A 12,866-nucleotide genomic window follows, 5' to 3' on the forward strand; every position below is an offset into this window, starting at 1 on the left:
GGGCTGTGGGGGCGTCATGTGCTCGGTGGCGGACGCCGGCCGCTGCGGGCGGACACCTCCCGGCACACCCCCTGCCGTGCGTACGCGGCTGCCAGTGCGTGGTGGGTGACGGCGCGGGGTGGGCGACGGTGCGTGCGGGGCCGGTGCGTCACGATGCCGGGCGCGCCCAGGCTTTTCAGGGGCGCGGGGAACTGCGCGACCAGCCACAACCAACCCGCAGCCGCCCACCGAACAGGAACCCGGCAGATGAGACGAACCCGCTAGTCCCCCGGAGGGAGTCCCTCGAACTGGGCCGTGAGGCCGTCCAGCAGGGCGGTGAGGCCCGTGTCGAAGGCGCGGTCGTCGATCTTGTCCTGCTGGTCGGCTAGGAGGTGGGCCTGGCCGAGGTGCGGGTAGGCGGCGGGGTCGTACGCCGCCTCGTCGTCGACGAAACCGCCGGCGAAGGACCCGAGGGCGGAGCCCATGATGAAGTAGCGCATGAGGGCGCCGATGGACGTGGCCTGAGCCGGAGGCCAGCCCGCCTTGACCATCGCGCCGAAGACCGCGTCCGCCAGCCGGAGGCCGGCCGGGCGCCGGCCGGGGCCGCGGGCGAGGACCGGCACGATGTTCGGGTGGTCGCGCAGGGCGGCCCGGTAGGAGACGGCCCAGTCGTGGAGCGCGGTGCGCCAGTCACGCTCGTCCTCGAACATCGACAGGTCGACCTGGGCGCTCACCGAGTCCGCCACGGCTTCGAGGATCTGGTCCTTCGTGCGGAAGTGGTTGTAGAGGGACGGGCCGCTCACGCCCAGCTCGGCGGCGAGGCGGCGGGTGGACAGCGCCGCCAGCCCTTCCGTGTCCACCAGTGTCCGGGCCGTGGTGACGATCCGGTCGGTGCTCAGGAGGGGCTTGCGCGGTCGGGCCATGGCGCACATAGTAGGGCTGGGTCATTAAACTAGCAGTGGTAATTTAAAGGGTGAGTAGTCGGTCTTCCCGAGGGGTGACGCGTGGTGCATCTGGAGCTCAGTGAGGAGCAGGTCGCCGTCCAGCAGCTCGCCAGGGACTTCGTGGCGGGCGAGATCGCTCCGTACGTCGCCGAGTGGGACCGCGCCGAGGCCGTCGACCGGGGGATCGTGAAGCGGCTGGGCGAGGTGGGGTTCCTCGGGCTCACGATTGGCGAGGAGTACGGGGGCTCCGGCGGTGATCACCTCGCGTACTGCCTGGTCACCGAGGAGCTGGGACGCGGTGACTCCTCCGTGCGCGGGATCGTCTCCGTCTCGCTGGGGCTCGTCGCCAAGACCGTCGCGCACTGGGGGAACGAGGAGCAGAAGCGGCGCTGGCTGCCGGGGCTCACATCGGGGGAGTACCTGAGCTGTTTCGGTCTCACCGAGCCCGGTACGGGGTCGGACGCGGGGAACCTCGCGACCCGGGCCGTGCGGGACGGCGACGACTACGTCATCAGCGGCTCCAAGATGTTCATCACCAACGGGACCTGGGCGGATGTGGTGCTGCTGTTCGCGCGGTCCACCGACGCCCCCGGGCACAAGGGTGTCTCCGCCTTCCTCGTGCCCACGGACGCGGCGGGGCTGAGCCGCCGTGAGATTCACGGCAAGCTCGGTCTGCGCGGGCAGGCCACCGCCGAGCTGGTGCTCGACGGCGTGCGGGTGCCCGCGAGCGCCATGCTGGGGCCCGAGGGCAAGGGGTTCGCCGTCGCCATGTCGGCGTTGGCCAAGGGGCGGATGTCGGTGGCCGCGGGGTGCGTCGGGATCGCCCAGGCCGCGCTGGACGCCGCTGTCTCGTATGCGACCGAGCGTGAGCAGTTCGGGAAGGCCATCGCCCACCATCAGTTGGTGCAGGAGCTGATCAGCGACATCGCCGTGGACGTCGACGCGGCACGGCTGCTCACCTGGCGCGTCGCCGACCTCGTCGACCGCGGGCTGCCCTTCGCCACGGAGTCGAGCAAGGCCAAGCTCTTCGCCTCCGAGGCCGCCGTACGAGCCGCCAACAACGCCCTTCAGGTCTTCGGCGGGTACGGCTACATCGACGAGTACCCGGTCGGCAAGCTGCTGCGGGACGCCCGCGTGATGACCCTGTACGAGGGCACCAGTCAGATACAGAAGCTGGTCATCGGGCGGGCGTTGACCGGGGTTTCGGCCTTCTGAGCGCACCCTCCGGGCAGGCTCGTCTGAGTACGCGGGTGAGTATTCCGACGGATGTGGTGCCGGCCACGGCCGCCGATCCTTGTCCGCATGAGTGAGACACCGGTCAAGCAGCAGTCCACCGCCGCCTACTTCGGTCAGGCCGTCGCCTCGTTCGCCGTCGCCATGGTGGCCACGGCGATCGGCATCTTCCAGTTGGAGGCCGACGCCTGGGTGCGTGCCTTCCTCGCCATCGCCGTTCTGTATCTGGTGACCTCCGCCTTCACCCTCGCCAAGGTGATCCGGGACAAGCAGGAAGCCGGGCAGATCGTCAGCCGCGTCGACCAGGCCAGACTGGAGAAGCTGCTCGCCGAGCACGATCCGCTCGCCAAGCTCTGACCGCGTTTCGTACGGCCCTGAACGGGCACTCTAAGCGAGCGCTCACCTTCGGAGGTATGGTGTTGACCCTGCCACGGGAAGGGGCGAGCGAGCGATGAGTACGGCGGAGGAGACGGCCGACGGCGAGGTCCAGCCGTGGGACGAGGTCACCCCGGACGCGGCCCGGCGGCTGCTCGTCGCCGCGGTGGAGGCATTCGCCGAGCGCGGCTACCACGCGACGACGACCCGTGACATCGCGGGCCGCGCGGGCATGAGCCCGGCCGCGCTCTACATCCACTACAAGACCAAGGAAGAGCTGCTCCACCGGATCAGCCGCATCGGGCACGAGAAGGCGCTCGACGTGCTGCGGACGGCCGGTGAGAGCGAGGGCGGCCCGGCCGAGCGGCTCGCCGAGGCCGTACGGTCCTTCGTGCGCTGGCACGCCGGGCAGCACACCGTCGCCCGGGTCGTGCAGTACGAGCTGGACGCCCTCGGTCCGGACGCGCGCGCCGAGATCGTGGCCCTGCGGCGACAGAACGACGCGGCCGTGCGCGGCATCATCGAGGACGGCGTCGCCGCGGGCGACTTCGACGTCCCCGACGTCAAGGGCACCACCATCGCCATCCTGTCGTTGTGCATCGACGTGGCCCGCTGGTTCAACGTCAACGGCCCCAGGACGCCGGACGAGGTCGGCGCCCTGTACGCCGACCTCGTGCTGAGGATGGTGGGGGCGAAGGGGTAGGGCCGTGCCCCTGAAAGGGGCGCGGGGCTGCGACATATGCGGCTCCGCCGCGTGGGCGCGACCAGCCACAGCGAATCCGCGGCCGACATAAGGGCCGCAGCCACCCACCCCCTTGAAACCTCAGAAGTAGTACCGCGACACCGACTCCGCCACACACACCGGCTTGTCCCCGCCCTCACGCTCAACCGTGACCGCGGCCGAGACCTGCACGCCACCGCCCGCCTCGGTGACCTCCTTGAGGACCGCCGTGGCGCGCAGCCGCGAACCCACGGGGACGGGTGCGGGGAACCGCACTTTGTTCGTGCCGTAGTTGACGCCCATCTTGACGTTGTCGACCTTCATCACCTGCGGCACCAGCAGCGGCAGCAGCGACAGGGTCAGGTACCCGTGCGCGATGGTCGTCCCGAAGGGTCCGGCTGCCGCCTTCTCCGGGTCCACATGGATCCACTGGTGGTCACCCGTGGCGTCCGCGAACAGGTCGATCCGCTTCTGGTCGATCTCCAGCCAGTCGCTGTACCCCAGCTGCTCGCCCACCGCCGCCTTGAGCTCGTCGGCGGACGTGAACGTCCTCGGCTCTGCCATGCTCCGGCCTCCCGCAATCCTGTATGTCTAAGCAACTGCTTAGCATGGTCGGGTGTCGGGGTGCCTGTCAACGGCCCGGTCGGGTGACGGGCTGGGTAGGCTCTGAGGGGTGCCCCAGATCCCCGAGAAGATCCACGAGTTGACCGTCGGCCAGCTGTCGGCCCGCAGTGGCGCCGCCGTGTCCGCCCTGCACTTCTACGAGTCCAAGGGGCTGATCGTCAGCCGCCGCACCTCCGGCAACCAGCGCCGCTACAGCCGTGACACGCTGCGCCGGGTGGCCTTCGTCCGGGCCGCGCAGCGCGTCGGTATCCCGCTCGCCACGATCCGCGAGGCCCTCGCCGAACTCCCCGAGGAGCGCACGCCCACCCGCGAGGACTGGGCGCACCTCTCCGAGACGTGGCGGTCCGAGCTGGACGAGCGGATCAACCAGCTCAACCGGCTGCGCGACCACCTGACCGACTGCATCGGCTGCGGCTGTCTGTCCCTGGACGGCTGCGTACTGTCCAACCCGGACGACGTCGTCGGCGAGCGGCAGAGCGGTTCCCGGCTCATGGTCGAGCGCAGGGCCGCCGGCGTACGGCAGCGGGCGTCCGAGCCGGAGGAAGTGCCCGGCAACCGCTGCTGAGCGGTCGCGGGCTCACCGGCCCCACGGGTCCCGACGAACGACGCCTACGGCCTCGCCACCCGTGCGGGTGCGCTCCCGCTGCCCTGCCCGGAACGCTGGGACCGTCTGTACTGAGCCAGCCCCTCCGCCACCAACTGAGCGTTCGACCCCGCTCGGTCCCCGTCCGGCAGGACCAGCGTGTCCTCCACGCCTATTCGGGTCGCGAGGCCGAGTCGCCCCGCCAGTCGCAGCACCGGCCAGGCGCCGTCCTCCTCCCCGTGCAGGAGGACGGGCCGGCCGTGGGCGGTGCCCAGCTCCGTGAGCAGGGCGCGGGCCGACTCCTCCGCAGTGTCCGCCGAGGTGTCCGTCACCTCGGCGAGCACGCGCAGGACACGCGGGCCGAGCGGGGACGCGGCGAACCGCGCGGCCCCGTCCGTGCCGGACCAGATGCCGGCGTCCACGCCCACGCCGCGCTCCAGGAGCGCCGCCGCGACCTCCTCTGCGCCTGGTTCATGCCAGTTGACTGAGGCGTGGTCCGGCAGGACGGTCCAGGAGAGGACGCGTTTCACGCGGGCGGCCGGGTCGGACTCGGCCCAGGCGCCGGTGGTCACTCCGACCGGCACACGCACTCTCGACCGTATCTCCACAACCGTCGCCGCAACCGCTCTCGCCGACAACGTGTCATGTCCACAAGGGGATTTGGGATGGACGTGCACGTCAGACGCCCCGACCGCCACGGCCTCGGCCGCGGAGTCGGCCATCGCCCCCGGAGACAGAGGCACCACCGCACCATCGCCCGAACCCCGGGCACCGTTCAGACAGACCTGCACCATGCCCCGATGGTGCCAGTCGTCACTGACAACGAGCCGAGGTCCGAGGAGACCCCGGTCGAGAACAGGAGTACCGATGAGCGTCGTCGTCAGCTCGTTGAAGTGGGATGCCGCACAGTCGGGGGCACAGAAGATCACGTACGACAAGGACGGCTACCACCTCGTGCGCTTCCCGTTCGACGGGAAGGGCGAGTCGTACGACCCCTGGAAGATGCACGACCCGGCGCACGGCGGCACGAAGCCGTCGGCGTACCCCGACCAGCGCTCCGGGCTGATCTGGCCCAGCCACGACGGCTGGGGTGTGGTCTCCGCGATGGTCTTCTGGGAGGCGGACCCCAGAGCCATCGAGTACCGGGCGCGGTTCGTCCGCGACCCACTGAACTCGACGAAGGACGGGTACGACTCCACGGCCACCAATGACAGCACGATCACCCGGGGCGGCCAGTTCCGCACCTACCTGTGGCAGATGTTCGTGCACAAGGGGACACCCCTCGGACTGAAGGTGTCGGCGCGCGGGTTGAAGGACGCGAGGATAAAGACGGCGATCACACTCGCGGAGTTCAAGCTCGCGATCCACACGGACGTCGCGACCCCGTGATCGGTGATCCGTGACAGGCCATCGGTGATCAGCGATCTGTATTCGGTGAACCGTGCTCGGTATTCGGTGATCGGTCGTCGCCGTGCGCTCATCGCACGGGGGTGCGGCATCCCCGGCACACCCCCGCCGCGCACGGATTCACTGCGGCGCCTCCTGGCGCCCAAGCCCTTCGGCTCAGGCTGACACGAGCAGCCGTGCCCGTACGCGCCTGGCGTCCGCCAGGGCCTCGCGTGTCAGCACGGGCCGCGGTACCACGATGCCGCATTCCGTGCAGACCGGGCCCGATGACGGTTCATGGGCCAGGTCGTACTTCCACGTGAGGTGTCCGCCCTCGCACACCGGGCACACCGAGCCCGGTTCGCGCTCCAGCGCGGCGATCAAGCGGCGCAGCACCTCGGCCAGTGGTTCATGGGGGTGGACGCGTGGGTCGTCGCACCACGCCACGCCGAATCCACCCCAGGTCAGCCGGTGCCAGTCGTCCACACTGCCCGGCCTGCGCAGCCCGTCGTGCTTCTCCTTCTTGCGGCGCTGCGCGAACTCCCCCTCATAGGCGAGCCAGACGGAGCGGGCCTCCTCCAGCTCGTCCAGTGCGGCCACGAGCCGCGCTGGATCCGGGGAACGGTCCTCGGGACCGAACCCGGCCCGGGAGCACAGATGGTCCCAGGTCGCCCGATGCCCGTACGGTGCGAACCTCTCAAGGCACTTGCGCAGCGAATAACGCCGCAGTGCCAAATCGCACCTCGGATCGCGCACCTGTCTCGCCAGACTCCTGAAGCCGGCCATCGCCCTGCACCTCCGTCACACCTGCACCTGTACTTCGGTCACTTCGGCGTCGTCCGTTCGGACGTCGCCGAATAGACGTATCGACACGCGATTTGGCTCCATCCAATTTTTGGATGGCCCCCATAAGCCATCCGCCGAGCGGTTCTCGGCCCGCTTCCTCGTGTCGTCGGCCCGTGTCGGCGGCCGACTGTCGTGGCGGTTAGCAAAAAGTTGACGCATGCTCATCTTCAAACTCGGGGATACCGGCGGTAACCTCTGGCCCCACCCCCGTCAGGAGGAGTTGCCATGCCCTGGCGCATCCCACGCACCACGCTCGACGAAGTGAGAACTCCCCGCCGATTCACGGAGTTCCTCAAGGGCGCATCCATATGCATCCTCGTTGCCGGTCTGTTGTCGCCGCTTTCCCCGGCGGTCGCCGCGGAAACAGCCACGGTTGACGCGGCCGCCGCCGCCAACGACTACTGCGGCGGCCAGTGCTCCGACATCCTTCCGCCCGGTCAGAACGGCAACGCCACCCTCGCCCAGATCCTTCTCAACCAGGCATTCGGCACCCAGCCCGAGAACGCCGACAACCAACTCGGGCCGTACGCCAACCTGGCCACCGGCTACTCCTCGCTGACGAACGACAAGATCAACACCTTCTTCAACGACGCCTCCTTCGGTGTCCCCTCCGACCAGGTCGCCTCCACTCTCAAGCCCGCCGGCCGCACGGACGTGACGATCGTCCGCGACAAGAAGACGGGCGTGCCGCACATCACCGGTACCACTCGATACGGCACCGAGTTCGGAGCGGGCTATGCGGCCGCCCAGGACCGACTGTGGCTGATGGACGTCTTCCGCCACGTCGGCCGCGGCCAGCTGACCCCGTTCGCCGGCGGAGACCCCTCCAACCAGGGCCTGGAGCAGGAGTTCTGGCGCCACGCGCCGTACACCGAGGCCGATCTGCAGGCCCAGATCGACAACGCGGTCGCGACGAACGGCGAGCGCGGCAAGCTGGCCCTCGCCGACGCGAACGCCTACCTCGATGGCATCAACTCCTACATCGACGCCTCCGACAGCGGACGGTACTTCCCCGGTGAGTACGTCCTGACGGGCCACAAGGACTCAATCACCAACGCAGGTACCATCGAAAAGTTCAAGATCACCGACCTGGTCGCGCTGGGTTCCGTGATCGGCGCCCTGTTCGGCTCCGGAGGCGGCGGCGAGGTCAACAACGCGATCTCCCTGCTCGCCGCGCAGGAGAAGTACGGCGTGGCCGAAGGCACCAAGGCGTGGGAGTCCTTCCGCGAGCGCAACGACCCCGAGGCCGTGCTCACCGTCCACGACGGCAGCTTCCCGTACGCCACGAAGCCTGACAACCCGCAGGGCGTCGCCCTGCCCGACGCCGGCTCGGTGACCGAGGAACCGCTGGTCTACGACCGCACCGGCAGCGCGGCCACGTCCACCGCCACCAGCACCTCGGCCACGGCCGCCGCGAACGCCCTCACCTCGGCCAGACGCGGCATGTCCAACGCCCTCGTGGTGAGCGGCAAGCACACCGCCAGTGGGAACCCCATCGCCGTGTTCGGTCCCCAGACCGGCTACTTCGCCCCGCAACTGCTCCTGCTGCAGGAGATCCAGGGCCCGGGCATCAGCGCCCGCGGCGCCTCCTTCGCGGGCCTCAGCATGTACGTGGAACTCGGCCGCGGCCAGGACTACGCCTGGAGCGCCACGACCTCCGGCCAGGACATCATCGACACATACGCCGTCGAGCTGTGCCAGGACGACTACCACTACCTCTACCGCGGCACCTGCACCGCCATGGACAAGGTCGAGAAGACCAACGCCTGGAAGCCGACCACGGCCGACGACACCCCGGCGGGCTCCTACCGCATGCAGGTCTGGCGCACCAAGTACGGCCCGGTCACGCACCGCGCGACGGTCGGCGGCAAGAAGGTCGCGTACACCACCCTGCGCTCCTCCTACATGCACGAGGCCGACTCGATCGTCGGCTTCCAGATGCTGAACGACCCGGACTACGTCAAGGGCCCGCAGGACTTCCAGAAGGCCGCGCAGCACATCAACTACACCTTCAACTGGTTCTACGCCGACTCCCAGCACACCGCTTACTACAACAGCGGCGACAACCCGGTGCGCGCGAGCGGGGTCGACGCGGAGTTCCCGGTGTGGGCGCGGCAGGCGTACGAGTGGCAGGGCTGGGACCCGTCGACGAACACCGCCGACTACACGCCCCCTTCGGCCCACCCGAACTCCATCGACCAGGACTACTACATCTCCTGGAACAACAAGCAGGCCAAGGACTACACCACGGCCCCCTGGGGCAACGGCTCCGTCCACCGCGGCAACCTGCTCGACGACCGCGTGAAGAAGCTGGTGGCGGCGGGCGGTGTGACCAGGGCGCAGCTCGTGAAGGCGATGGCCGACGCCGCTCTCGCCGACCTGCGCGCCGAGGACGTGCTGCCGAAGCTGCTGAGGGTCGTCAACTCCTCGACGGTCACGGACTCCACGGCCAAGGCCGCGGTCGACAAACTGCAGGCGTGGGTGTCGGCGGGTGCCAAGCGCACGGAGACCTCGGCCGGTTCGAAGGCGTACGCCAACGCCGAAGCGATCCGCATCCTGGACGCCTGGTGGCCCCTGCTGGTCAAGGCCGAGTTCGAACCGGGCCTCGGCAGCGGCCTGTACGCCGCCATGAACGCCAACCTGCCCATCGACGAGTCCCCGTCGGCCGCGCACGGGCCCACCGGCTCACACGCGGGCAGCTCCTTCCAGTACGGCTGGTGGTCCTACGTCGACAAGGACATCCGGGCCGTGCTCGGTGAGTCGGTGCAGGGCGGCCTGGACCGGAAGTACTGCGGCGGCGGCACCCTCAGCGGCTGCCGGGACGTCCTCATCAGCACCCTCAAGACCGCGGCCGGCAAGACCGCGGCCCAGGTCTACCCTGGCGACGCGAACTGCTCGGCCGGCGACCAGTGGTGCGCCGACTCGATCATCCAGCGCCCGCTCGGCGGCATCAACCACGGCAGGATCAGCTGGCAGAACCGGCCGACCTTCCAGCAGGTGGTGGAGTTCCCGTCCCACCGGTAGTTCCCGTCCCACCGGTAGTCCACGTCCCACTGGTGGTTCCGTTCGCACGGCTGGTGCGCGGCGGCGGGTCAGGTGACACGGCCCGCCGCCAGCACCACCCGCGCCAGCTCCTTGTGGCAGATGTCGCTGTGGGCGCCGGACGGCGCGCCGCCACGCTTCACCACCGCCGCCGCGTCGATGTTCACACAGCCGGACGTGGGCAGCTGGGCCTTGAGCGCGTCGGCGAGCTTGAAGGAGCGGGTGCCCTTCACCGCCTGCACCCCGTCGTAGCCCAGCGCGCCCCACTTCGTACCCAGGACGCTACCGATGCCGAAGCCCGCGATCGAGCGGGAGTCGCCCGCCATGCGGGAGGCCAGCGGGTAGATCGTGCCGAGGGCCGAGTCGTGGCGGGAGTGGCAGCACACCAGCGGGCCGTCGATGCGCTTCTGCTGGCCGTGCAGGACCCCGCTCGCCCGGGTGTCGTGCGGGAGCCGGGCCGCGAACGCGTAGTGCGAGAAGGCCCCCTGGAGCAGCGTCACCGACTTCACCGTGCGCACGCCCTCGGGCAGCCCCCGCAGCGCGAACGACACCAGTCGCGCCCCGAAGCTGTGCCCCACGAGGTGCACCCGCACTTCGGGAGCCGTCCGCGCCAGCTGCCCGATCGCCCGCCCCAGCCCGCGCTCGCCGACCGTGCCCGCGCGCCGCTTCATCGCGAAGTAGGTGGCCTGGCGCAGCAGTTCCTTGCCGCCGTCCCACAACCGCGGCTGTACGGGGACGGCCTGGGCGCCGGACGCCGACTCCACCTCCGCCAGTGCCGCCGCGAACTCCCCGCACACCGCCACCGTGTCCCCGAAGAGCATCTCGGGGTCGCTCTCCGGCACTCCCTCGGCCAGGGTGTCCGCCGCGAACGACGCCTGCGGACCCTGCGGCCGCACCTCCACCAGCAGCCGTACGAGCCGTCCGAACTCCTCCAACGCGGCGGTCTCGTCCGGCTGTTGGTCCAGCAGCCGCGCCAGCTGCTCCACGACCGTCGCCCGTCCCGGGAACACCTCCAGGAGCGCGTGCCGGGTGCCCTTGTCGAGTACGGGACGCGCGGACGCCGGAACGCCGGACACGCCGTCGGAGACCCCCTCGGTCACCGATCGCGGCAGGTCGGGGATCGGCTCGTCGGAGAACCGCATCGAGGGCCACAGCACGCCCACGTAGCCGAGGCGTGCCCGGGGTGCCAGCGCGGGGAACGGCTCGAAGAAGCGGCTGTAGAGCCGCGTCGCGCCCGAGCGGTCGTTGTTCCAGCCGTGCGCGAACACGACCAGGTCCCGCACCCCGCGCTGCCCGGCCTCCGCCAGGAGCCGGTCCCGCTGCCGGCCGTCGACGTCACCGTCCGCGTCGAAGGTCAGCTCCCAGTAAGGAGTCACGCCGATCTCCGGATCCGCCATGCCGAGCCCCCTTCGGCCCCCGTCGGTCGTGCGGTCTGCGCGCATTGTGCGCATCGTCCCGCTGGTGGCGTCGGTTGGCCATACGTCACGCAGGACCCGGACGCACCGAACTGATGTGCTGGGGTGGGCGGGTGAGGCGGGGCGCTGTGCCGGCGACCGGATCACGGCCGGACAGCGGCCGGATCAGCGATACAGGAGGTACTCCCGGCGCACCCTCCGGAACGCCGCCAGCTCGTCCTGCCAGCCCGCCACGACCTCGTCCGTGTCCGCCCCCGCGTCGATCATCGTGCGCACCCGCGCGGAGCCCGTCAGCTTGTCGATCCAGTTGTCGGGCCGCCAGGCGAAGCCGCTCCAGACCTTCTTCGCGGTCACGAGGAGGGCGATACCGGTGCGCACGGGGTCGTACGCGGCCCGGTCGTGGACGTGGATCTGCACGCCCCCGACGGTCTTGCCCTGGAACTTGGAGAACGTGGGCGTGAAGTACGCCTCCCTGAAGTGCGCACCGGGCAGCCGGAGTTCGTTCACGGCCTCGGCCCAGCGCCGGTCGATCCCCTCCGCGCCGAGCAGTTCGAACGGCCGGGTGCTGCCCCGTCCCTCCGACAGGTTCGTCCCCTCGAAGAGGCACGTCCCCGCGTACACGAGGGCGGTGTCGGGCGTCGGCATGTTCGGGCTCGGCGGCACCCAGGGAAGCGCGGAGGCGTCGTAGAACTGAGACCGTCTCCACCCCGACATCAGGACGGTGTCCAGCGGCACCGGCGCGGTCAGGAATTCCTTGTTGAACAGCCGCGCCAGCTCCGCCACCGTCATCCCGTGCGCCTGTGAGATCGGCTGCCGGCCGACGAACGTCGCGAACTCCTTGTGCAGCACGGGCCCTTGGGCGGAGCGCCCGGTCACGGGGTTCGGCCGGTCGAGGACCACGAACCGCTTGCCCGCGAGCTGGGCCGCCTCCATGCAGTCGTACAGCGTCCAGATGTACGTGTAGAAGCGCGCGCCCACGTCCTGGATGTCGAACACGACCGTGTCGACGCCGGAGGCGGTGAAGATGTCGGCGAGCGGCCGACCGCTCTTCTGGTACGTGTCGTAGACGGGCAGTCCGGTCGCCGGGTCGTCGTAGCGGCCCTCCGAGCCGCCCGCCTGGGCCGTGCCACGGAAACCGTGCTCGGGGCCGAAGACGGCGATCAGGTCCACGCGGTCGTCGGCGTGCATCACGTCGACGATGTGCCGCACCTCGCGGGTGACGCCTGTCGGGTTGGTGACGACGCCGACGCGTTCGCCGTCGAGGAGGGCGTATCCGTCGGCGGCGAGCCGCTCGAAGCCGGTGCGGAGCGGGTGGCTGCCTGCCGGTCCCGCCGGAGCCGCCTGGGCCGGGCCCACCGTCAGTGCGGCGGTGGCTGTGGTGGCGGCGAGCAGTCGGCGTCTGGACACCCGCATGGTGGGGACCTCCGTGATCGACGGAATTGTCGTGACTGTCGTGCCCACGGTATGTGCTCCGCGAGGGAGCTGGAATGGGTTCGGTGGTCTGTTGGGTGCGGGTCGGCTGTGGCTGGTCGCGCCCACGCGGCGGAGCCGCACATCGATGCAGCCCCGCGCCCCTGATGGGGCTCGTGCAGTCACCCTTTCCCTGGCACATACCGACCGGTTAGTCTGAGTGCTTCAGTCGTTCCGTCGCGTCGAAGGAGCCGATGGTGGGAGCCGTGCAGGGTGCTGGAGTGGTGGTCACCGGGGCGGGGGGCGGC

The 12,866-nt window shown here is 70.0% G+C and carries 12 protein-coding genes; 6 read left to right on the forward strand and 6 right to left on the reverse strand.

Annotation, left to right across the window (positions count from 1 at the left end; all coding sequences use genetic code 11):
- Positions 1–260 precede the first annotated feature (260 nt).
- Complete coding sequence (locus tag FNH08_RS29670) at positions 261–902, reverse strand: TetR/AcrR family transcriptional regulator (protein WP_152774608.1); 642 nt, start codon at positions 900–902, stop codon at positions 261–263.
- Between the two features lie 84 nt (positions 903–986).
- Between FNH08_RS29670 and FNH08_RS29675 the strand changes: the two genes are divergently transcribed.
- The 3 genes from FNH08_RS29675 (at position 987) to FNH08_RS29685 (ending at position 3,234) form a co-directional block, all read left to right on the forward strand.
- A complete protein-coding gene (locus FNH08_RS29675; protein ID WP_322725710.1) occupies positions 987–2,138 on the forward strand; it encodes an acyl-CoA dehydrogenase family protein in 1,152 nt (383 codons plus the stop codon).
- 87 nt (positions 2,139–2,225) lie between these two features.
- Positions 2,226–2,513, forward strand: a complete 288-nt coding sequence (locus tag FNH08_RS29680) for a YiaA/YiaB family inner membrane protein (RefSeq protein ID WP_152774609.1) — start codon at positions 2,226–2,228, stop codon at positions 2,511–2,513.
- Between the two features lie 94 nt (positions 2,514–2,607).
- Positions 2,608–3,234: a TetR/AcrR family transcriptional regulator gene (locus tag FNH08_RS29685; RefSeq protein ID WP_152774610.1), complete on the forward strand. Its 627-nt coding sequence runs from the start codon at positions 2,608–2,610 to the stop codon at positions 3,232–3,234.
- Positions 3,235–3,354: 120 nt separating this feature from the next.
- Here FNH08_RS29685 and FNH08_RS29690 read toward each other — a convergent pair whose 3' ends face one another.
- Positions 3,355–3,816, reverse strand: coding sequence for a MaoC family dehydratase (locus FNH08_RS29690; protein ID WP_152774611.1), 462 nt, complete (start codon positions 3,814–3,816; stop codon positions 3,355–3,357).
- A 109-nt stretch (positions 3,817–3,925) separates the two neighbouring features.
- Here FNH08_RS29690 and soxR point away from each other — a divergent pair, with 109 nt between their 5' ends.
- Positions 3,926–4,441 (forward strand): redox-sensitive transcriptional activator SoxR, encoded by a 516-nt coding sequence (gene soxR, locus FNH08_RS29695; RefSeq protein WP_322725708.1) that lies wholly within the window; start codon positions 3,926–3,928, stop codon positions 4,439–4,441.
- Between the two features lie 44 nt (positions 4,442–4,485).
- Here the strand turns inward: soxR and FNH08_RS29700 are convergent, their stop codons facing one another.
- Complete coding sequence (locus FNH08_RS29700) at positions 4,486–5,253, reverse strand: 3-keto-5-aminohexanoate cleavage protein (RefSeq protein WP_152774612.1); 768 nt, start codon at positions 5,251–5,253, stop codon at positions 4,486–4,488.
- A 73-nt stretch (positions 5,254–5,326) separates the two neighbouring features.
- Between FNH08_RS29700 and FNH08_RS29705 the strand changes: the two genes are divergently transcribed.
- A complete protein-coding gene (locus FNH08_RS29705; protein ID WP_152774613.1) occupies positions 5,327–5,848 on the forward strand; it encodes a hypothetical protein in 522 nt (173 codons plus the stop codon).
- A gap of 174 nt (positions 5,849–6,022) precedes the next feature.
- Here the strand turns inward: FNH08_RS29705 and FNH08_RS29710 are convergent, their stop codons facing one another.
- Positions 6,023–6,631, reverse strand: coding sequence for a hypothetical protein (locus FNH08_RS29710; RefSeq protein ID WP_152774614.1), 609 nt, complete (start codon positions 6,629–6,631; stop codon positions 6,023–6,025).
- 285 nt (positions 6,632–6,916) lie between these two features.
- On the opposite strand from FNH08_RS29710, the gene FNH08_RS29715 reads away from it, so the two are divergent.
- Positions 6,917–9,715, forward strand: coding sequence for a penicillin acylase family protein (locus FNH08_RS29715; RefSeq protein ID WP_152774615.1), 2,799 nt, complete (start codon positions 6,917–6,919; stop codon positions 9,713–9,715).
- A gap of 68 nt (positions 9,716–9,783) precedes the next feature.
- On the opposite strand, the gene FNH08_RS29720 is transcribed toward FNH08_RS29715, so the two are convergent.
- Both FNH08_RS29720 and FNH08_RS29725 read right to left on the reverse strand, forming a co-directional pair.
- Positions 9,784–11,130: a serine-threonine protein kinase gene (locus FNH08_RS29720; protein WP_152774616.1), complete on the reverse strand. Its 1,347-nt coding sequence runs from the start codon at positions 11,128–11,130 to the stop codon at positions 9,784–9,786.
- Between the two features lie 183 nt (positions 11,131–11,313).
- On the reverse strand, positions 11,314–12,561 hold the full coding sequence (locus FNH08_RS29725; protein WP_152774617.1) for an exo-beta-N-acetylmuramidase NamZ family protein: 1,248 nt from the start codon (positions 12,559–12,561) through the stop codon (positions 11,314–11,316).
- Positions 12,562–12,866: the final 305 nt, after the last annotated feature.

It is taken from the genome of Streptomyces spongiae (genome assembly GCF_009377185.1).
In the GTDB taxonomy this organism is placed as follows: Bacteria; Actinomycetota; Actinomycetes; order Streptomycetales; family Streptomycetaceae; genus Streptomyces; species Streptomyces spongiae.

Bases quoted from the DNA above. Each gene is read 5' to 3' on its own strand.
- FNH08_RS29710 (WP_152774614.1), bottom strand. From the start codon at position 6,631: ATGGCCGGCTTCAGGAGTCTGGCGAGACAGGTGCGCGATCCGAGGTGC.
- FNH08_RS29720 (WP_152774616.1), bottom strand. From the start codon at position 11,130: ATGGCGGATCCGGAGATCGGCGTGACTCCTTACTGGGAGCTGACCTTC.
- FNH08_RS29705 (WP_152774613.1), top strand. From the start codon at position 5,327: ATGAGCGTCGTCGTCAGCTCGTTGAAGTGGGATGCCGCACAGTCGGGG.
- FNH08_RS29670 (WP_152774608.1), bottom strand. From the start codon at position 902: ATGGCCCGACCGCGCAAGCCCCTCCTGAGCACCGACCGGATCGTCACC.
- FNH08_RS29715 (WP_152774615.1), top strand. From the start codon at position 6,917: ATGCCCTGGCGCATCCCACGCACCACGCTCGACGAAGTGAGAACTCCC.
- FNH08_RS29690 (WP_152774611.1), bottom strand. From the start codon at position 3,816: ATGGCAGAGCCGAGGACGTTCACGTCCGCCGACGAGCTCAAGGCGGCG.
- FNH08_RS29725 (WP_152774617.1), bottom strand. From the start codon at position 12,561: ATGCGGGTGTCCAGACGCCGACTGCTCGCCGCCACCACAGCCACCGCC.
- FNH08_RS29680 (WP_152774609.1), top strand. From the start codon at position 2,226: ATGAGTGAGACACCGGTCAAGCAGCAGTCCACCGCCGCCTACTTCGGT.
- FNH08_RS29700 (WP_152774612.1), bottom strand. From the start codon at position 5,253: ATGGTGCAGGTCTGTCTGAACGGTGCCCGGGGTTCGGGCGATGGTGCG.
- FNH08_RS29685 (WP_152774610.1), top strand. From the start codon at position 2,608: ATGAGTACGGCGGAGGAGACGGCCGACGGCGAGGTCCAGCCGTGGGAC.